The sequence below is a fragment of the Streptomyces lincolnensis genome (genome assembly GCF_001685355.1).
Taxonomy (GTDB): domain Bacteria; phylum Actinomycetota; class Actinomycetes; order Streptomycetales; family Streptomycetaceae; genus Streptomyces; species Streptomyces lincolnensis.
The window spans coordinates 5,635,621-5,655,810 of the sequence record NZ_CP016438.1 but is presented as its reverse complement, the minus strand read 5'-3'; the positions used below and the strand labels follow the sequence as shown (position 1 = coordinate 5,655,810).

Annotated in this window: 13 protein-coding genes; 9 read left to right on the top strand and 4 right to left on the bottom strand. The window is 71.7% G+C overall.

What is annotated here, in order from left to right:
• Nucleotide 1: 1 nt before the first annotated feature.
• The 4 genes from SLINC_RS25235 to SLINC_RS25220 all read left to right on the top strand — a co-directional run bounded on the left by SLINC_RS25235 (nt 2) and on the right by SLINC_RS25220 (nt 8,353).
• A complete protein-coding gene (locus tag SLINC_RS25235; RefSeq protein ID WP_067437406.1) occupies nt 2-4,810 on the top strand; it encodes a putative T7SS-secreted protein in 4,809 nt (1,602 codons plus the stop codon).
• Nucleotides 4,811-4,817: 7 nt separating this feature from the next.
• A complete protein-coding gene (locus SLINC_RS25230; RefSeq protein WP_067437404.1) occupies nt 4,818-5,594 on the top strand; it encodes a hypothetical protein in 777 nt (258 codons plus the stop codon).
• 337 nt (nt 5,595-5,931) lie between these two features.
• A complete protein-coding gene (locus SLINC_RS25225) occupies nt 5,932-7,044 on the top strand; it encodes an ArsR/SmtB family transcription factor (RefSeq protein ID WP_067437402.1) in 1,113 nt (370 codons plus the stop codon).
• 52 nt (nt 7,045-7,096) lie between these two features.
• Nucleotides 7,097-8,353 carry an MFS transporter gene (locus SLINC_RS25220; RefSeq protein ID WP_067437400.1) on the top strand — a complete coding sequence of 419 codons (1,257 nt, stop codon included), beginning with the start codon at nt 7,097-7,099 and terminating at the stop codon, nt 8,351-8,353.
• Between the two features lie 278 nt (nt 8,354-8,631).
• Here the strand turns inward: SLINC_RS25220 and SLINC_RS25215 are convergent, their stop codons facing one another.
• Nucleotides 8,632-9,291: a response regulator gene (locus SLINC_RS25215; protein WP_079164720.1), complete on the bottom strand. Its 660-nt coding sequence runs from the start codon at nt 9,289-9,291 to the stop codon at nt 8,632-8,634.
• On the bottom strand, nt 9,288-10,484 hold the full coding sequence (locus SLINC_RS25210; protein ID WP_067437398.1) for a sensor histidine kinase: 1,197 nt from the start codon (nt 10,482-10,484) through the stop codon (nt 9,288-9,290). The genes SLINC_RS25215 and SLINC_RS25210 overlap by 4 nt, the downstream gene beginning before the upstream one ends.
• Nucleotides 10,485-10,646: 162 nt before the next feature.
• On the opposite strand from SLINC_RS25210, the gene SLINC_RS25205 reads away from it, so the two are divergent.
• Nucleotides 10,647-11,426, top strand: coding sequence for an ABC transporter ATP-binding protein (locus tag SLINC_RS25205; RefSeq protein WP_067437395.1), 780 nt, complete (start codon nt 10,647-10,649; stop codon nt 11,424-11,426).
• Nucleotides 11,423-13,432 carry an FtsX-like permease family protein gene (locus SLINC_RS25200; protein ID WP_067437392.1) on the top strand — a complete coding sequence of 670 codons (2,010 nt, stop codon included), beginning with the start codon at nt 11,423-11,425 and terminating at the stop codon, nt 13,430-13,432. Before SLINC_RS25205 ends, SLINC_RS25200 begins: the two co-directional genes overlap by 4 nt.
• An 817-nt stretch (nt 13,433-14,249) precedes the next feature.
• Here the strand turns inward: SLINC_RS25200 and SLINC_RS25195 are convergent.
• Nucleotides 14,250-14,600 carry a YybH family protein gene (locus SLINC_RS25195; RefSeq protein ID WP_067437390.1) on the bottom strand — a complete coding sequence of 117 codons (351 nt, stop codon included), beginning with the start codon at nt 14,598-14,600 and terminating at the stop codon, nt 14,250-14,252.
• 178 nt (nt 14,601-14,778) lie between these two features.
• A complete protein-coding gene (locus SLINC_RS25190) occupies nt 14,779-15,591 on the bottom strand; it encodes an MBL fold metallo-hydrolase (RefSeq protein ID WP_079164719.1) in 813 nt (270 codons plus the stop codon).
• A gap of 90 nt (nt 15,592-15,681) precedes the next feature.
• On the opposite strand from SLINC_RS25190, the gene SLINC_RS25185 reads away from it, so the two are divergent.
• From SLINC_RS25185 to SLINC_RS25175, 3 genes are all read left to right on the top strand, one after another.
• Nucleotides 15,682-16,050: a winged helix-turn-helix transcriptional regulator gene (locus SLINC_RS25185; protein WP_067437385.1), complete on the top strand. Its 369-nt coding sequence runs from the start codon at nt 15,682-15,684 to the stop codon at nt 16,048-16,050.
• Between the two features lie 738 nt (nt 16,051-16,788).
• A complete protein-coding gene (locus SLINC_RS25180) occupies nt 16,789-18,036 on the top strand; it encodes a PucR family transcriptional regulator (RefSeq protein WP_225988386.1) in 1,248 nt (415 codons plus the stop codon).
• A gap of 243 nt (nt 18,037-18,279) precedes the next feature.
• Nucleotides 18,280-20,190 carry an AMP-binding protein gene (locus tag SLINC_RS25175; RefSeq protein WP_067437382.1) on the top strand — a complete coding sequence of 637 codons (1,911 nt, stop codon included), beginning with the start codon at nt 18,280-18,282 and terminating at the stop codon, nt 20,188-20,190.

Sequence of the window (20,190 nt, the reverse complement as noted above, 5' to 3'; positions counted from 1 at the left end):
CATGGGCATCGGCGACTTCATCAGTGACATCACGCCCGACTCGGTCGAGAACGCGGTCGAGGACGGCGTCGAGTGGGCCGGCAACCGGGTCGAGGACGCCGGGAACTGGACCGCCGACCGGCTGAACGACGTCGGCTGGGAGTCCGGCGCCGACTGGGTCCGCGAGCAGTCCCGTTCGCTCGCCAACCGCATGGGCGCCGAGGTCGACGAGATGGACCTCGGGCAGACCGAGGACAAGACCAAGCTGATCCACGGCAGCGCCGGCAAGATCGACGCGACCGTCGCGAAGCTCCTGGCCTTCCAGTCGGCCTTCGACGACACCGGCGACGGGCTCAAGGGCCTGGACTCCTCCCGGCTCAAGGGCGAGGCGGCCGAGGCGCTGCGCACCGCGGTGGGCACCCAGCCGCCCAAGTGGTACGCCGCCGCCGACGCCTGCGCGAAGGCGATCGGCGCGCTTGAGGCGTTCGCCTCCACCGTCACCTGGGCGCAGGGACAGGCACAGACGGCGATCGACAAGTGGAAGGAGGGCGTCAAGGCCTCCGAGGACGCCGCCGACGCCCACCGCAAGAAGGTCGACGACTACAACGGCGCCGTCGACCGCTACAACGCCCAGCCCGCCGACAAACGCGACCCCGCCTCGCTCCCTCCCAAGCCCGCGGCGACGTTCGACGACCCCGGCAAGAAGCTGATGCAGGACGCGCAGGACATCCTCGCCGAGGCCCGCAAACAGCGGAACACGGCGGCGGAGACCGCGCGCACCGCGGTCCGCGCCGCCCGCGACATGGCCCCGGAGAAACCGTCGTACGCCGAGCAGTTGAACGACGGGGTCCAGGAGTTCCAGATCATGGGCGACCACGTCGGCGGCGGCATCATCAAGGGCACCGCGGGCATCCTCAACTTCGTCCGCAGCGTCAACCCGACGGACCCGTACAACCTGACGCACCCGGCCGAGTACGCCACCTCGCTCAACAGCCTGGCCGCGGGCCTGGTGGTCGCCGCCAACGACCCGGTCGGCACCGGCAAGCAGATGCTCGACACCTTCATGAAGGACCCGGCCGAGGGCATCGGCCGGCTGATTCCCGACCTCGCGCTGACCCTCGCCACCGGGGGCGGCGGCGCCGCGGTGAAGGGCGTGCGGGTCGCCGAGGAGGCCGCCGACGCCGCCCGGCTGCGCAATCTGGTCGACGACGCCCCCGACGGCACCCACAACACCCCGGACGGCGACCGCACCGCCGGCGGCGACCCGGTGGACCTCGCCACGGGCCGGATGTACCTGCCCCAGACCGACGTCGACCTCCCCGGCATCCTGCCGCTGGTCTTCACCCGGCGCACCGAGTCCGGCCTGGCGATCGGCCGCTTCCTGGGGCCCTCCTGGACGTCCACCGTCGACGAACGTCTGACGATCGACGCCATCGGCGTCCTCCACGTCACCGCCGAGGGGCTCCTGGTCTCCTACCCGCACCCGGTCCCCGGCGCGCCCACCACGCCGGACTCGGGCCGGGCCCGCACCCTGCTGGCCCGCGACGCCGACGGCGACTACACGGTCACCGACCCCGACAGCGGCCTGACCTTCCACTTCGCCGCCCCGCCCGGCAGCGAACCGGGGGGCGACGGCGACGCCTGGCTGACCGGCATCACCGAACGCAACGGCCACACCATCACCGTCGACCGCACCGAGGACGGCCTGCCGCTGGCCCTGGTCCACTCGGCGGGCCACCGGGTGAAGCTGTCCACCGCCGACGGCCTGGTCACCGCCCTGTCCCTGGCCGGCGCGGGCGAAGGCGGCGCGGACCTGCCCCTGATGAGCTACGGCTACCAGGACGGCGATCTCACCGCCGTCACCAAGCCCTCCGGCGCCACCACCACCTTCGTCTACGACGACCGCCACCGCGTCACCGCCTGGATCGACTCCAACGGACACCGCTACGACTACGTCTACGACGACCGCGACCGCGTCGTCGCCGAGGGCGGCGAGGCCGGCCACGTCCAGCTCACCCTGGCCTACACCGAACCCGACGCCGAGACAGGGCACCGCACCACCACCCTCACCACCGCCGACGGGCACGCGACCCGCCACCTGTTCGGCCCCGGCTGCCGGCTCCTGGCCGTCACCGACCCGCTCGGCCACACCACCCGGTTCACCTACGACCGTCGCGGCAACCTCCGGACCCGCACCGACCCCCTGGGCCTCACCACCGTCTTCTCCTACGACGAGGACGGCCGGGTCGTCTCCGCCACCCGCCCCGACGGCAGCGAACTGCGCACCGTGCGCGGACCGTTCGGCCTGCCGGTGGAGGTCGTCGGGCCGGACGGCACCCGTATGGTCCACGAGTTCGACGACCGCGGAAACCGCACGGCGGTCACCGACCGGGCCGGCTCCACCACCCGCTACACCTACGACCACGCCGGCCGGCTCACCTCGGTCACCGACGCCCTCGGGGCCACCTCCCGCGTGGTGTGCGACGCGTCGGGCCTGACCGTGGCGGTGACCGACCCGGCCGGCGCCGTCACCCGCACGGAGCGGGACGCCCTCGGCAGGCCGGTCCGCGTCATCGATCCGGCCGGTGCCGTCACCCGCTACCAGTGGCACGCCGACGGGCAGCTCGCCCGGCGCACCCGGCCCGACGGCGCCACCGAATCGTGGACGTACGACGGCGAGGGCAACCTGCTCACCCGCACCGACGCCGCCGGTGGCGTCTCCCGCTTCGAGTACACCCACTTCGACCTGCCCCTGGCCTCCACAGGCCCCGACGGCGCGCGGTTCGAGTTCGACCACGACGCCGAGCTGCGCCTCACCCGGGTCCGCAACGCGCTGGGCCAGACCTGGACCTACGCGTACGACGCGGCCGGCAGCATCGTCTCCGAGACCGACTTCGCGGGCCGCACGCTCAGCTACGAGGTGGACGCCGCGGGCCGGCTCACCGCCCGTCGCGACGCCCTCGGCGGGACGATCTCCTTCGAGCGCGACCCGCTCGACCAGGTGATCCGCAAGGACGTCGACGGCCGCGTCACGACCTACGGCTACGACCGGGCCGGACGCCTGCTGGAAGCGGTCGGACCGGACAGCGAGCTGCGCTACCAGTACGACCGCCGCGGACTCACCAAGACCGAACTGGTCGACGGCCGCCCGATCCTGTACGCCTACGACGTCCTGGGCCGCCGCACCCGCCGCACCACGCCCACCGGCCACGTCACCTCCTACGCGTACGGCGCCGACGGCCTGCCCCAGCGCCTGACCAGCGGCGATCACCGGATCGACTTCACCCACGACACGGCGGGCCGGGAGCTCAGCCGGGTCTTCGCCGGTCCTGTGCGGGCCGCTGGACCGCGAGAGCCCGAACTCGGCGACTCGATCACCATGTCGTCCGCGTGGGACGAGGCCGGACGACTGGCCACGCAGCACATCGCCGCCCCGGGGCGCGACATCAACAGCCGCGCCTACTCCTACCGCGCCGACGGTCACCTGACCTCCGTCGCGGACCGGCTGTCGGGCACCCGCACCTTCGATCTCGACCGGGCGGGCCGGGTCACCGCCGTCCATGCCCGGGGCTGGACGGAGCGGTACGCCTACGACGACGCCGGCAACCAGACCTCGGCGTCCTGGCCGTCCGGCCACCCCGGCCACGAGGCCACCGGAGCCCGCACCTACACCGGCACCGCCCTCACCCGCGCCGGAGACGTCCGCTTCGAGTACGACGCCCTCGGCCGGGTCACCCTGCGGCAGAAGACCCGCCTCTCCCGCAAGCCGGACACCTGGCGCTACACGTGGGACACGGAGAACCGCCTCACCTCCGTGACCACCCCCGACGGGGCCCGGTGGAGGTACCGCTACGACCCGCTCGGCCGCCGCACCGCGAAGCAGCGCCTGTCGGCGGACGGCGAGAGCGTGGTGGAGGAGGTCCGGTTCACCTGGGACGGCCTGACCCTGTGCGAACAGACCAGCCACCAGGTGGACGCCCCGAGCACGGTCGCCCTCACCTGGGACCACCGGTCCGACGTGCCCCTGGCCCAGACCGAGCGCATCCTCACGGCCGACGACCGCCAGGAGGAGATCGACCGCCGCTTCTTCGCCATCGCCACGGACCTCATCGGCACGCCGACCGAGCTCATCGACGAGACGGGCGCCATCGCCTGGCGCACCCGGAGCACGCTCTGGGGCACCACGGCCTGGTCCCGTGACAGCAGCGCCTACATCCCCCTCCGCTTCCCCGGCCAGTACTACGACCCCGAGACCGGCCTCCACTACAACTACTTCCGGCACTACGACCCGGAGACCGGCCGCTACACCTCCCCCGACCCCCTCGGCCTCGCACCCGCGCCGAACCCCGACACCTACGTGGACAACCCGCTCAGCGCGTGCGACCCGCTGGGTCTGATGCCCAAGTACACGAAGGAGGAGCGGGCCCAGAAGCGGATCAACAAGGTCGTGGACGACATCGTCGACAGAGCACAGGACGGCGAGTTCAGGAAGCGCCACGACTACCACGGGGACACCCGGCACGACTTCAGCGACGAACGGGTCGTCGAGATCCTCAAGAACCCGGACGCCGTGTACCACTCGACGGGCACGGCCGGGACGTTCACCTTCCGGCAGGGCGACGACATCGTGGTGATCGACGGCCCCGGCACCACCCAGGGCCAGGCCATCACGGCGTACGGTCCCTCGGGCGTCAAGGGCGAGTCCGGGGCCACGGCGCTCGGCGGGAAGCCCACGGACCCCGGCGCCCCGGTGACGCACGAGGACATCGTGAACGGCAGGATTCCCGCCAAGGACGGCCGCTTCCAGCCTCCGGCGGTACAGATCAGATGAGGCAGTGATGACGACGAAACTGAAGTTCGACGGCGGCTGGTCCGCGACGGTGACGGACGAGCCGCTCGACCTCGTCCCCCGTCTCCTCGGTACGTTCCTGATCGTCTCCCCCTACGCGGACCGGGTGGAACGGGAGAAGTTCCTCGCGGACACGTTCGGCAGCCAGGACCTGCTGTGGGACCTCCCCGACGTCTTCCGCTTCGCCCCGGACGACCGACGGCTGGTCGGGGCCGAGTTCCGGATTCCGGAAGTGTCCGCCTCCGCCGAGGACTCGGCCCGCGTTCCCGTCATGCCCGAAGTGCGCCCGGGCGGGCTCCGCGCGGAGGAGGTCAAGCAGTTCCGGCACGAGATGTGCACGGTGCTGTGCCGCGCTCCCGGGGACGCCGTGCTCACCTGCCTGCGCGACCTCGACGTCCTCGACGAGCCGCTGGAGGCCCGCGTCGGCATCGCCCCCGACGTGGCGCTCCTCGTCCAGCACGGCACCGTCGTCGGCTGGAGCCTCACCGACCCCGCGCGCTACCTGACCGCCACGTACGCCGACCCCTCCCCCGACCCACCGTCCCCCGCCACCCGCCGGCTGCTCGGCGACTGCCTGGACCTCGTCACCCAGCCGGGAGTCTTCGACGTGGAGGACGGCGACCCGACCGCCCTGTCCCGCCTCCGCTCAACCGCCCACGCCCTCCACACCCAGCCCGACGACCGCCCCCGAGCGGAAGCCCTCCTCGCCCTCATCGCCACCCTGGTCGAGGACTACGGGGACGGGGGTACGGACGGGGCGACTTGAGCCCTGACGGCAACGCGCCCGGCACGGTCGCCACATCCGCATCCGCTTCCATCAAAAGCAAAAGCCCCAGGTCACGGCGAGTGAGTCTCGGCCGGCACGGCCCCGGAGCCATCGGGCGACGCGGCTTGCCACTGCTGGGCTGGTCAGCGGTGGTGTCGCGCCCAAGGCCGCCCGGCCAGTTGCTCGCATTGCGCAGCCCGCAGGCGGGACACGCTCACCACCTCGGGGTGGGCCCACGGTGAGAACGACGCGCAGGTCATCGTCAGTCACCATCGCCGACCACCGTCTCGCGCAGCACGCTCCCTCCGCAGACGCCGGACGGCGAGGATGGCGAGTCATGACGATCGTGTTCCGGGTGCCCGCCGGTGGTGCGGAGCGGGTGGGGTTCGCCTACTCGCCGGCGATGGAAGCCGTACTGAGCCTTCATGTGCTGGTGGAGCCCAAGCACCACCCCGTCCAGCACGGCTGGGTACGCGCGATGCGCAAGCTGTCGCCGGCGCTGAAGCGGGAGATCGAGGCGTTCTCCTACGCGGTGCGCTCGTACTTTCCCGAGTTCCTCTTTCCGCGGCCGACCGGAGGGCTCGCGGACTTCGGCAGCGAGCTGGCAGGCCTGCGCACGGCGGACCCGGAGCTGGTCCGGCTGGAGTTCGCCGTCCCGCTGCTTTCGCCGTGGCCGGGCGGCGGCGAGGGCAGGGATCCCCACGTGCTGCGGGAACCGGAGGTACGCGCCCTGCTGCGGGAGCGTCTCGCGCGGGAAAGCGATGAAGCGATGGCCGCGATGCTCCTCGATGACCCCCGCGCACTCCTCGAAAGGTTCCTGAGCCTGCTGGAGCGTTATTGGCGGGAGGCGTTCGAGGAGGAATGGGCCCGGATCGAACCGGAACTGGCCGCCGGGGTGAGCGAGGCCGGGCACCAGATCGAACAGCGCGGACTGTACGGCATGCTCCGCGGCCTGTGGCCGGAGGTGCGCAGCGACCGGCAGGCCGAACGCTTCTGGCTGGAGCGCCCCCACGACCACGAGGTCGCCATCGGCCCGGACGACACCCTGCTGCTCGCCCCCAGCGCTTATGTGTGGCCGCACGTACGGGTCAACTGCGACGGCCCCTGGCCCCTCGGGCTCGTCTTTCCCGTCTCGTCGATCGCCCGGGAGGCCCGTCCCAGGATTCCTCCCGCACAGCTCGTCGGCATGCTGCGCGCGCTCGCCGACGACACCCGGCTGCGTGCCCTCCGGCTGATCGCCGAACGCCCGCGCAGCACCCAGGAGTTGGCCCCGCTCGTCGGCGTCAGCGAGGCCGCCCTGTCCAAGCACCTGCGGGTCCTGGCGGACGCGGGCCTGCTCGAACGCCGCCGTGAGGGCTACTACGTCCTGTACCGGCTCCTGCCCGGGCAGGTGGCGGGTCTGGCTCCCAGCCTGGAGAGCTTTCTGCACGCCACTGACCCCAATGATTAGCCATCTGCCTAATAAGTGGATCAGATGCGCGAGGGGATCCGACAGTGGCAGCATGTCACTGCTCAGGGACCGCGATTTCCTGCTTCTCTTCGTCGGCCAGGCCGTCTCACGCTTCGGCGACGGCCTGTACACCGCCGCGACCGCCTGGCTGGCCTGGTCGCTGACGAAGGACCCGACGGCCGTCGCCGTGGTCAGCGTGGCCGCGTTCGCGCCCGCGTTCCTGGCCACGTTCGTGTCCGCCTCGTACGCCGACCGTTACGACCGCCGCAAGCTGATGATCGCCACCGATCTGGCCCGGGTCGCCGTGGTGGCGGTGGCCGCGGTGTTGCTGTCCCTCGGTCTGCTGAACCTGCCCCTGCTCGTGGTGACAACGGCGCTGCTGGCCCTGATCGGCGCCCCGTTCGCCCCGGCCCGCAACGCCATCGTCACGCAGATCGTCCCGGCCGACCGTCTGCAACAGGCCAACGGGCTGCTGCAAGTCGCCTTCCGGGCCGCCTTCTTCGTCGGCCCGCTCATGCTCGCGCCGCTGCTGGCCTACGGCTCCATGCGGGCGGCGCTGGTGGTCAACGGACTGACCTTCCTGGGCTCGGCGGGCGCCGTGGCCGCCATCCGCGTGACCCGTCCCGTCCTGGCCGCAGGGCAGGTGGGGCTGTGGGCCGATCTCGCCGCCGGGCTCAGGGCCGTTCGGGCCGCTCCCGACGTGCTGGTGGTCATCGTGACCTTCGTGCTCGCCCTCGCTCTGACCAGTGGCTTCCTGACGGTGGGGCTGGTCGCGGTCGTCGGGCAGGGCGGCCGCTACGGCCTGTTGCTGGGCGTCGCCGGGGTCGCCGAGGTGGCGGGGGCGCTCCTGCTGGCCGGCCTGCGGATGCGCAGGCTCGCCTTGGCGGCGGTGCTGGCCTGGGCCCTGCTCGGAATCTTCCGTGCGCCGCTGGGAATCGTCACCTCCACCACCGGGGCCGCAGTGCTCCTGATCGCCACCGGGCTGGCCTCGGCCCTTACGGACATCCCGCTGATCGCGCTGGTGCAGCAGCGCATACCGAGCCACCACCTGGCGAAGGCGTTGGGCCTGTGGGAGGCCGGAGTGGCAGGGGCCCTGGCCGTTTCCCCCTTCGTGGCCTCGACCACCATCGCACTCACCGGAGTCCAGGACGCCTTCCTCCTCTCGGGCGCCGCCCTCGTCGTTCTGGCCATGAGTGCCGCGCTCACCCTGGCCCGCATGGACAGAGCACAGCGGCCCGGGCAGTCGCGTGTCGGCCTGTCTGGTCCCGAGGCCGAACAACCGGCAGTTGCACCGGAGTCCGCCCGGTGACTGGCCCCCTGCCGTCGTCCCGCCAGCCCCGATTCCGGACGGCCTGCCGTGGTGAGGCTCGCCGCACCAGTCATGAGCCGTTCGCGCTGAACCAGACTTCCGAGCCGCCGTCCTTTCGGCCAGACACGCCTCCTGGGTGCCCGCCTGACCTTCCGCGATCGTCCGGGCGGCGAGACGGAAGCCGTGCTCGGACTACCGACCGGCCTCCAGGGTGAAGCCGCCTGCCCTTTCCGCGACGTCGAACTCCCGGTCCGGCCGCAGCGGCTGTGCAGCCGGTCCTATCGTCCCCGCACCGTGCCGGACTCCCAGGCCCAGGCGGCGATCTCGACCCGGTTACGGGCGTCGATCTTCTGCTGGATGTTGGCCAGGTGGGTCTTGACCGTGGACAGTGACACCACGAGTTGGTCGCAGATCTCCTGGTTGGTGCGGCCCACCGCGACCAGTCGGGCCACGTCGAGTTCGCGGTCGGTGAGCGGGCTTCCGGCGTCCGGGGCGGGCCGTGTGGCGGACAGCTCCCTCAGCAGCCGGACGGTGACGGCGGGGGAGACCAGCGCGTCGCCGCGGGAGGCGGCCCGTACCGCCTCGATCAGCAGGCTGGGCGGGGCGTCCTTGAGCAGGAAGCCGCACGCCCCGTTGCGCAGCGCCGTGTGCACGTAGTCGTCCTGGTCGAACGTGGTGATCACGACGACCCGCATCGGGTTGTGGACTCCGGGTCCGGCCAGCGCGCGGGTGACGTCCAGGCCGTCCAGTTTCGGCATCCGGATGTCGACCAGGCACACGTCGGGCCGCAGTCGGCGGGCGAGTTCCACGCAGGCGGCGCCGTCGGCGGCCTCGCCGACCACCTCGATGCCGGGCTGGGCGCCGAGGATCAGCCGGAAGCCCATGCGGACCATTTCCTGGTCGTCCGCGATCAGTACGCGGATCGCCGTGTCGTTCACGCCGGTGATCCTGCCATGGCGGCCAGCATCGGGAAGTCGGCGGTCACCCGCCAGCCGCCGTCGTCGGTGGGGGCGGCGGTCAGCACGCCCTCCACCGCTTCTACGCGTTCGCGCAGGCCGACCAGTCCGAAGCCGCCACGTCCGCCGACCGGGCCGGGGTGGCGTGCGGCCGGTGCCGTGTTGTGCACCTCTACCCGCAGCCGGGGCCCGTCCATGTCGACCCGTACGGCCACTACGGCGCCGTGCGCGTGGCGGCGCACGTTGGTCAGGGCCTCCTGCACGACTCGGTGCACGGAGGTCTCCACCTCGGGGGCGAGACGCGCCTCGCGGGCACCCGCGGCGACGTGCAGCCGGACGTCGGCTTCGTCTTCGGAGAATGCCGAGACCAGATGGGCGAGTTCCGCCCAGACCTCGCCGGGCCGCACGCCCTCGTGGTCGTCCTCGCGCAGGACCCGCACCAGGCGGCGCATCGAGTCCAGCGTCTCCGATCCGGACCGGGTGATGTTCTCCAGCAGCGGTCCGACCTGTTCCGGTGCGGTGTGCTGGAGTGCCAGCGCGGCGTTGGCCTGGACGATGATGCCGGTGACGTGGTGGGCGACGAAGTCGTGCAGGTCGTGGGCGAGTTCCAGGCGCTGGCGCTGGCGTACGGCGGCGATGTCGCGGGCCCGTTGCTCCTCCAGCAGCCGTGCGCGCAGGCCCCAGGCGAGAGCTGTGCCGGCGCCCAGCGTCATCAGCAGGCACCAGTTGATGGCGGTCTGGCTGTCGGTCTGGATGTCCTTCGGCAGCCAGCGCAGCGGGATCGCGATGGCCGCCACGGCCAGTGCGGCCGACACGGCTGCCGCGGTTCTCGGGCGCGGCACCACCCACACCGCACGGGAAAGCAGCACCAGCAGAGCGACGCTCTCCAGCAGCCCCCAGGTACCGGCACCGTCCGGGCCCGCGACTGTGCCGATCCCGATAGTGAGGGCCAGCGAGCCGCCGGCGACGAGTACGGCACGTACCTGCGTCGTGGGCCCACGGCCGGGCCACAACAGCGCCGTGCAGGCAAGCGGCCCGGACACGATCGGCAGCCAGCTCGTCCAGCGGTAGTCGGGATCCCGGCCGGCGAACACGTCCAGCAGCCCCAGCAGGCCGAGGAGGATCCAGCCGGCGGCGATCAGCGCCCGGCGGAGCGGCGAAGTCTCGGTGTACACGCTCGGCAGAATACGGAAGAGGCGATTCCCCGCGGACTCGGCCGAATGGCCGATGTCCGACCCTCACAACCGGCCGTCCGGCCGAGCCCGCCGGGTGCCGTACGCCCCGATCGTGGACGGCATGCATCCGATGATCACCGTTTCTTCCGGGGAGTCCGCCCGATGAACACCCCCTCCGCCGTCCTGACCGGCACCGGCCTGTTCAAGTCCTACGGCATGGCCCGCGCCCTGGCCGGCGTCGACATCGTCGTGACGGCCGGCGAGTCTCTGGCCGTCATGGGCCCGTCCGGCTCCGGCAAGTCCACCCTGCTGCACTGCCTGGCAGGCATCGAACGGCCCGATTCCGGCGAGGTCCTGCTGGACGGCGAGCGAAGCGAGACGGGGGTCCCCCCGGACGAAGTCCGGGGGAGGGTCGACCAGCTTCGTGAACCGGCCCGCAGCGAGCTGCGCCGCACCGCGTTCGGCTTCGTCTTCCAGTCCGGCCAGTTGCTGCCGGAACTGCCCGCCGACGAGAACGTCGCCCTGCCGCTGATGCTCGGCGGCACGCCACGCCGGGCGGCCGTCGAGCAGGCCCGGCAGTGGTTCGGCCCCCTGGGCCTCCAGGGCCTGGAAGCCCGGCGCCCCGGGCAGCTGTCCGGAGGTCAGGCGCAGCGGGTGGCCATCGCCCGGGCTCTGGTCGGCAAGCCAAAGGTGATCTTCGCCGACGAGCCGACCGGCGCGTTGGACCAGGCCACCGGCATGGAGGTCATCCACCTGCTGACGGACATCAGCCGCCGCCAGGGCGCCGCCCTGGTCCTGGTCACCCACGACGCGAACGTGGCCCGCTGGTGCGACCGCACGGTGCAGGTGCGTGACGGCCGGCTGGCCGAGGTTCACACCGAGTCGGAGGCCGGGGCTGTGACGGGCACCGGGGCCGAGGCGAACGCGGGGTACCGGCGATGAGGACACTGGACCGCACCACCTGGGCGCTGACCTGGCGGCTCACGCGGGCCGGTGGCCGCACCGGCCTGCTCGCCACCGGGCTCGCGGTCGCGGCGGCGGCCGTGTCCACCACACTGCTGCTGCTGTGCGTCGCGATGAACCTCGGTTTCCAGCACCGCGCGGACCGCACCGACTGGCGCAACCCCGTGGAGTCCTCCCGCCCCGTGGCGGTCGAGGCTGTCGGGACCACCTTCACCGGAGGAGCACCCGTCACCGTCGTGGACGTCGCCCGACTGCCCGGCCGCGCCGCTCCCGCCCCGCCCGGCCTCGGCCGCTTCCCCGCGCCCGGCGAACTGTGGGTCTCCCCGGCGCTCGGCGCCCTGCTCGACCGGCTGCCCGCCGACCGCCACCCGGTGCCCGGCACGCTCACCGGAGCCCTGGGCCGCGCGGCACTGGCCCACCCCGGCGAACTCGTCGCGGTGATCGGACACCGCCCCGGCGATCCGGCGGTCACCGCCGAGCGCGCGCCCGATCCGCGCCGGGCCGGCGACATCGTCTCCCCCACTCGCGTCGCGTCCTTCGCCGGCGCGCCGCTGACGGACGGCACGGGCAGGATGTACGAGTCCCTGGCCCGGGTCGCCACCGTCCTCGTCATCGTTCCGCTGCTGGTGCTGGCGGCTTCGGCCGCGCGCCTGTCGGTCTCCCGCCGCGACCAGCGCCTCGCCGCGCTGCGCCTGATCGGTGCCACGCCGGGCCGTGTCGCCGGAATGACGGCCGCCGAGGCACTGCTCACCGGGGCGGCCGGGACACTGCTCGGCGCCGTGGGGTATGCGGTGCTGCTGCTGCCGGCGGCGAGTCTGCCGCTCGCGGGAGGCGCCTGGTACCCGGCCGACCTGTGGATCGGCGCGCTGCCACTCCTGGCTGTCATGGCCGGGGTGGTCGCGCTGGCCGTGGTCAGCGCGCTCGCCGGACTCCGTCAGGTGGTCGTCGGCCCGCTGGGCGTGGCACGCCGCTCCCGCAGCCGGGGCGCGAGCGTCGTGCGGGCGGTGGTCTTCGTGGCCGTCGTCGCCGTTTACGGCTGGATCAGCAAGGAGTACGGCAGCGACGACTCCCTCGCGCTGTACGCGTTCGCCGCGGTCTTCCTGGCGCTGGCCGTGATCGGGCCGTGGGTGGTCCGGTTGCTCGGCAGGATCGTCACCGCCCTGGCCAAGCGGCCGGCGACACTGCTGGCCGGGCGCCGGCTGCTGGACGACCCGAAGGCTGCCTGGCGGATCGTCTCCGGGCTCACCCTGGCCGGTTTCGTCGCTGGCTTCTTCGCCCTGCTCACCCTGGACGCCGCTCCCCCGTGGGGAGGACGGCCCGACCAGCTCGCCCTCGCGGCTCCGGTCCACCAGGTGACGCAGGTGCGGGAACAGGCCGAACAGCGTCTGCGGGCCGCCGGGGTGAGCGCCGTGGTCGGCGTGGACGACGGCTTCGTGGCCACAGCTCCCTACGACAGCCGTCAGGTCACCGCCACCGTCTCCGGCGGCCCGGCCGAACTGGACCGCGCCCGCACCGCGCTGACCGGCCTGACGCCGGACCAGTACCCGCTCACCACCATCGACGTGAACTGGTCCGAGACGCGGTTCACCCAGGACTTCACCATCCTCACCCGAGTGGTGCTCGTGGTGACCTTCACGGTCGCCATCACCTCGGCCGGGATCACCGCGGCTGCCGCCGTCCTGGATCGCCGCCGCACCTACGCCCTGCTGCACCTGGCCGGAACCCCGCTGCGCGTCCTGGACGCCGCCCGCAACCGCGAGACGCTCATCCCGGTCACCGTGCTGGCGGGCGGGGCCGTCGCGACCGGGCTGCTGTGCGGGGGCTCGATGATGCTGGCCGGCGGCGACTCGTCGTTCGAGGCACGTGGCCTGACTGTCCTCGCGGTGTGCTGCGCCGCCGGGGTCGGCGGGATTCTCGCGGCCGGCGGCCTGAGCCGCCCCCTGCTGCGCTCGGTCACCCGGCAGGCGGGGGCGCGCGGGGAGTGATGCCGTGGGTGCCGGCCCGGCCAGGCCCGGCACCCATGCCGCCCGTGGTCGGCCGCGGGCGAGCTCACTGCCTGTCTCCCGCCCGCCCCGGCCGTAGGCGTAATCGACGACCTGCCGGCGGACTGTCTCATCGACGGCCCTGTTTACATTCGGTGGTGACGAGAGTCGTGAGGGTCGTTGACACTCGCGTGAAGGATGTCAACGAGCTGGTGCGGACGGTGTTTCGGGGCGGGTGCACGGATCTCACCGGCAGCCAGACATCACGGGTCCTCAAGGGAGGACCTCTGACGGATTGGGTTTCCCTGTTCGGCGAACACGCCATGTTCATACCGGGAGCGGGACAGGAACCGGTCTGTCGCACAGGGAATGCTGCGCCACCCGCCGGCCGCGGACTTCCCGGCCTCCTGGTCGTCGCACCTGGACAACGCCGACGTCCTTGTCATGCTGCTGACCGCACTGGCCGCGGCGTTTCCCGACGGCCGACACACCATCGAACGAATCACCCCCGTCGGCACCGATGAAGCACTGCTGTACCGGCTGTTCACCGGCACCGCCTTCCTCGGCGCCGTGACAGCCGGTGCCCGCGTGGACTTCGCCGGCACCGACCTGTTCGCCGCCGGCAGCCGGAGCCTTCACCGCACAACGCCACGTCGAAGACCTGCTCACCCTCACCAGCCAACTGCGCCAGGACCACACCGGATCATGACCGTGTCACCGACGCCGGAAAGCAAACGGCGGCCGTACCGAGAAAGTCGATACGGCCGCCGCTGCCGTGACGAGGTTCGGTCGCCCGACGGTGATGCCGGGATGACGAGAATCAGACGCCGTAGGGGTTGTCGATGATGTAGACCCAGTCCCCCTCGGTCGTCCTCTTCATCACCTCGACCGCCTTTCCTTCCACGGTGCCGCTCTCGCTCGTGATCCGCCAGGACGGCTGGACCATCGCCAGGTCGCCGTTCTGATGGACCGACGCGGCCACCACCTCCATGGTGCTGGGCGAGGCGAGGTAGGGCTTCAGCGCTTCCTTGATGCTTTCCCTGCCGTAGACGGGCTGCTGTCCCGGTCCCGGTACGAACATGGCGTCTTCGTCGAACAGGGAACCCAGTCCGTCGAGGTCCCGGTCCTTGAGGTACTGGGCGAAGCGCTCGTGCACGACTTCCGGCTTCATGTTCTTTCCTTTTCTTTTCTTCGTTGCGGACGGGCGGGTCGGCTACAGGCCGATCTACGTGAGCCATTGACCGGTGGGTGCGCGGCGTCAGCGCAGTGCGGTGACCGCAGCCGCTCCCGCGTCGCTGGCGGCGTAGAAGGAGCGGGCCGGTGCGCCGACGGCGGCTCTGGATGAGGTGTCAGCGGGTGTGCGGGGCGGGCAGGGTGACGGGCTCGCCGGGGGTGGGCCAGTACAGCGGGACGCCGGCGGCGTCGAAGGTCTGCTGGACGTGGCTGCGGTCCTCGGTGTAGTGCGCCCAGCCCTCGGCGTGTACGGCCACCACGAGGGGGTCGCCGAGCAGGCGGCGGGCCTCGACGGCCTGGACCGCGGTCAGCGACAGCCGTACGTCACCGAATGCCTCGAAGCCGGCCGCGCCCAGGTGCAGCAGCGCCACGTCGACGCGGTACCGGCCGGCCAGGGCGCTCATCGCGTCCAGGTCGACGGTGTCACCGGAGACGTACACGCTCGGTGTGGAGTCGTCGTCGGTGTGCAGGAGGAAGCCGGTGACCGGACCGGTGAGGTCCTCGGTGCCGACGGGCCCGTGGCGGGCGGGAACCGCGGTGATGTTCAGCGGCGTGCGGCCCGGCTTCGACAGGGTCCGGGTCTGCCAGGGCTCCAGGCCGACGGCCGCGCCCCCGAGGTCGGTGGCGCCGGCGACGGTGGTGAACACGTTCGAGGCAGCGGAGGCCACCGTACGCCCGGCGGTGTCGAGGTTGTCCAGATGCCCGGTGTGGCTGACCACGACGGCGTCGAGAGCGGGCAGTTGCGAGGGCTTCAGCGCCGGGTCGGCGGTCTTGCGCACCGGGACCGGGCCGTCCTGGTACTCGGTGCCGGCGGCGTCGAAGGTCGGGTCGGTCAGCAGCGTCCATCCGGCCAGGTGGATCAGCGCGGTGGGGCCGCCGAGCACCGTCACGGTGTTCACGGCGCGGGTCACGGCAACGTCGGTTACCACAGGTACTCCTTGACGATCAGGGGTTGGCTCACTCACTCTGACTGAGTTACTTTCTCCTGGGAAGTACATACCTTCAGGTGAGGTGAGCACGTGCAGGAAAGCGCGCGAGGCAACGTCCGCAATCCCGCCTGCCCCGGCAGGCAGCTGTTCGACCTGGTCACCGCCCGGTGGGCCGCCCTGGTCCTGGTCGACCTCATGGACGGCCCGCAACGCTGGTCCGAGCTGCGCCGGCGGGCCGGCGGCGTCAGCGACAAGATGCTCGCGCAGACCTTGCGCGACCTCGAAACCGGTGGACTCATCACGCGCACCGTGCACACCAGCCGCCCACCGACGGTGCAGTACGCCCTGACCGACCTCGCCCGCGGCGCCACCGCCGCACTGCAACACTTGCAGGACTGGGCCGAAGAGCACACCAGCGACTACGACCGGCACATCCACACCATTGACCCGAAGCCCTGAAAAGGCAGGCTCGGTGCACACGTCACCGTGCTTCCGCCGTCTGAGTCAGCGCACTGACCAGCATGAACCGCGTGCGGAGCTCAGGACTCGACAACGGCTCGCCGTCACTCACGGTAGGCGCACAACGGCTTCCGCCCCGGCAGGTCGCCGCCGATGGCGGGGATCGTGGGTGGTCTGCGTGCGGGGCGCCGGGCAACTCGGGGACAAGGGGCGGTCGAAGCCGCACGGCACGTCTTCAGCGTGTACCCCATGCGCAGACGCGACCGGTGTGCGGTCCCGTCAGGCGGACGGGGCCGACGTGTCCGATCGCTGATCACGAGCCTGGGCAACCGCATGGTGACCCCGGACAGACCCCGGACAGCCGGCTCTGACCGCCGCGCGCGGAACAGGTCCGCCCGTCCGGAGGGACGGCGAACGGCACTCTCGTCCACCACCTGTCGGACGAGAGTGCCGTTCTCGTGCGATGAGTCAGTCCGCCGCGATGACCGCCGCGCGGCGACGTGGACACTGTGAACCGCTCGCCGTACTTCGTGGCCGGCGCGTCGGCTCGCCGGGCGAATGCACCCTTGCCGCCTGAGCAGCCGTCGATGTACCGCGGCTCCCCCACGCCACTGGTCGACGGCGGAAGCCGGTGCCGAAGAAACGAAGTCGATGTCGGCGTCATCGGGTCTTACGAGCGTCGGTTCATCCCAGTGATCACGCGGCGCACTGACGCCATGGCTCCCCTAGGCTGAGGCCGTGACGCGCCGATCAGGTCAGGTGGCCGCCCTCAGTGAGGTGGCCGACATCATCGCCGCTCAGCGGCAGTCACTGGCCGAGGCGGCGCTGGAGGCCATGCGGACGGAGATTCCCGGCTACACCGCCCTGGTGGACGAAGCGCTGCTGGCCGACGTGGTGGCCCACGTGACGGAGGCGGTCGACGCGCTCAGTGTCAGCCTGGCCCGCGACCGACCGGTCACGGACGACGACGTGGCGTTCGTCCGCCCGCATGCCGCGCGGCGGGCACGGCAGGGTATGCCCCTGGTGGATTTCATGCACGCGCTGCGCATCGCGCACCGCGTGATGTGGGAGGCGATCGCCGACTGGGCGGTGCACACGACCGGCGGGCGTGACGTCGCGCTGGAAGCGTGCGGACTCGTCATGGAGCTGATCAACCGGGGCAGTACGGTCGCGGCCCGGGCTTATCTGGACGAGGAACAGTTCCTGGCCGTGGAAGGCGACCGGGTGCGTCGGGACCTGCTCGAAGACCTGATCGCGGGGCGGGAGCCGGCGCCGGGACCACGGCTGACCGCGGCCACGAAGGCCGGGCTGCATCCCGACACGCCGTGTGCCGTGGTGGTCGCGGTGCCCGTGGGTCCCGTCGGCGACCCCTACAGTCTGCGTTCCGCCGCCTCGCTTCTGGGGCAGGCCGCGGGCGACCCGGCTCGTGCGCTGACCGTGCTGCGGCAGGACGAGACAGTGATCGTGCGGGCGCTGCGCGACAGGGTGGGCAGTGTGTCCGGGGAATCCGTGAGGACGGCATGGCGGACGCTCGCCGACCAGGGGACACGGCTGGCAGTGGGCGTCAGCACGCGGTACGACACCGTCGCCGATCTGGGGAAGGCGTACCACGAGGCGGTCTCCGCGCTGGGCACTCTGCCGCCGGACGGTGGCGTCGTCTGCCTGTCCGATCTCAGTGTGCTCGACTATCTGACCCTCCGAGCGGACGAGACCGCCGCACGGATGGTGCCGGCGGCGCTCCGTACCTTCGTGGCCGAGGACTCCCGGACGGACGGCACCCTGATCAGAACGGTGGAGGAGTACGCGGCCAACGATCTGAACGTGAAGGCCGCGGCCCGGCGACTAGGTGTCCACATCAACACCGCACATCACCGTCTGGCTCGTGTCGAGGAACGGACGGGGTGCGACCTGCGCAGGCTCGCCGACCTCCAGGAGCTGCTGATCGCGATCAGACTGTTCGGGGGCGGCTCCGGCACCTCGGTGTGACCCGGTCACCTCCACAGATGGAGGCTTGAGCACCTCCCCCCACAGCTATGTGATCCGATCACAGTGCGGCGGCCGCATTGTTGGGCGTCATGCCCGATGCCCTGCGCGCCACGGATGCCTAGCGTTGCCGTCGTCGAACCCGCGCGCTCACGCCGCGGCGTTGCCGGCGCCGCCGTAGAGGCGCGCGTCGGGCCTGTCGAGCGTGAGTTCCGGTACGGAGCCGATCGACGGGAACTGATCTAGATGACCGACCCCACACCCATGTCCGCCACGCTCTGCGAGGCCTTCCAGCGCACGGCAGCCGTCGCGCCCGACACGGTGGCCCTGCGCACCGTGGGCGCGACGCGCACCGTCACCTGGCGGGCCCTCGCCGATGACGTGCGCCTTCTGGCGGCCGGCCTGGCCGGGCTCGGAGTCAGGCGTGGTGACACCGTCGCGCTGATGATGACCAACCGGGTCGAGTTCTTCCCTGTCGACCTCGCGGCCCAGCACCTGGGCGCCATCCCGTTCTCCGTCTACAACACCCTGCCGGCCGCCCAACTCGCCCACGTCCTGCGCAATTCCGGAAGCAGGGTGATGGTGTGCGAGACCCAGTACCTCCCCGTCGTCCGAGAATCCGGTGTGGCCGTCGAGCACCTCATCCTGGTGGACGGCGACGAAGTCCCGGCGGGCGGCGAGGAAGCCAGGACCGCCGACGACGAAACCCTGACGTACGGCGACGCAATCCTGACGTACGGCGACGACGCGAAGCCGGCCGAAGGCATCCTCAGCCTGGACATCCTCCGCGCTCGGGGCCGGGCGAACACCTCGTTCGACTTCGACGCGGCCTGGCGCGCCGTCCAGCCGGACGACGTGCTCACCCTGATCTACACCTCGGGCACGACCGGCCCTTCGAAAGGCGTGGAGATCACGCACGCCAACCTGCTCGCCCAAGCCGCGGGAGTGGCACAGGTGCTGGACTTCCGCTTCGGCGACCGGACCACCTCCTACCTCCCTTCCGCACATGTCGTCGACCGCTTCACCTGCCTGTACGCACAGGCGATCTTCGGTGTGCAGGTCACGGTGGTGCCCGACATCAAGGAGATCGCCAAGGCGCTGCCGGACTGCCGGCCGACGATCTGGTGCGCCGTCCCCAGGGTCTGGAACAAGATCAAGCAGGCCGTGGAGCTCGGCATCGAGAGCGAGCCGGACGCGGCCCGGCGGGAGGCTGTCGGGGCGGCGCTGGAGACAGGCCTCAGTCGTACGCGCCTGCTTCAGGCGGGCAAGCCGGTCTACGACGAGCTCTCCGCCGCGTATGCCGAGGCGGACGCCGGCGTCCTGTCCGCCCTGCGGTCCCGTCTGGGGCTGGACCAGGTGCGGTGGGCGGTGACCGGCGCGGCACCCACGCCGCCGGCGACCCTCGAATTCTTCGCGGCGCTCGGCGTCCCCATCTGCGAGGGCTGGGGCATGTCCGAGCTGAGCTGCTTCGGTGCCGTCAGCCCGCCCGCGCGGGCCCGCTTCGGCACCATCGGCACACTGCTGCCCGGCCTGGAAGCACGCCGGGCCGCCGACGGTGAACTCCTGGTGCGGGGGCCGTCGGTGGCGAAGGGGTACCGCAACGACCCCGACCGGACCCGCGAAGCCTTCGACCGGGACGGCTGGTTCCACACCGGCGACGTCATCGTGTCCGACGCGGACGACTACCTGACCATCGTCGACCGCAAGAAGGACCTGATCATCAACGAAGGGGGCAAGAACATCTCGCCCGTCACGGTCGAGACGGCCCTCACCACCGCCGGTCCCCTGATCGGCACCGCTGTGGCCATCGGCGACAGCCGCCCCTACATCACCGCGCTGCTCGTCCTGGACGCCGAGGCTGCGGCGGCCTTCGCCGCCGGGCACGGGCTACGGCCGGACCCGCGCTCCCTGGCCCGCAACCCCCTGCTGATCGACGCCTTGCGAGCCGCGGTGGCCGAGGGCAACAGCCGGCTGGCACGTGTGGAGCAGGTCAAGCGCTTCCGGGTGATTCCCGCGTACTGGGACGCGACGAGCGATGAACTCACCGCCACCTTGAAGCTCAAGCGGCAGAAGGTCGCCGAGAAGTACGACGCGGACATCGCCGCACTGTACGCCGACCCGATCCCCTCCGACATCCACGAGCCGGCCGACCACTGA

What these genes read in the sequence shown, in the direction of transcription:
- SLINC_RS25235 (WP_067437406.1), top strand. Translation starts at nt 2, where the DNA reads ATGGGCATCGGCGACTTCATCAGTGACATCACGCCCGACTCGGTCGAG.
- SLINC_RS25230 (WP_067437404.1), top strand. Translation starts at nt 4,818, where the DNA reads ATGACGACGAAACTGAAGTTCGACGGCGGCTGGTCCGCGACGGTGACG.
- SLINC_RS25225 (WP_067437402.1), top strand. Translation starts at nt 5,932, where the DNA reads ATGACGATCGTGTTCCGGGTGCCCGCCGGTGGTGCGGAGCGGGTGGGG.
- SLINC_RS25220 (WP_067437400.1), top strand. Translation starts at nt 7,097, where the DNA reads ATGTCACTGCTCAGGGACCGCGATTTCCTGCTTCTCTTCGTCGGCCAG.
- SLINC_RS25205 (WP_067437395.1), top strand. Translation starts at nt 10,647, where the DNA reads ATGAACACCCCCTCCGCCGTCCTGACCGGCACCGGCCTGTTCAAGTCC.
- SLINC_RS25200 (WP_067437392.1), top strand. Translation starts at nt 11,423, where the DNA reads ATGAGGACACTGGACCGCACCACCTGGGCGCTGACCTGGCGGCTCACG.
- SLINC_RS25195 (WP_067437390.1), bottom strand. Translation starts at nt 14,600, where the DNA reads ATGAAGCCGGAAGTCGTGCACGAGCGCTTCGCCCAGTACCTCAAGGAC.
- SLINC_RS25175 (WP_067437382.1), top strand. Translation starts at nt 18,280, where the DNA reads ATGACCGACCCCACACCCATGTCCGCCACGCTCTGCGAGGCCTTCCAG.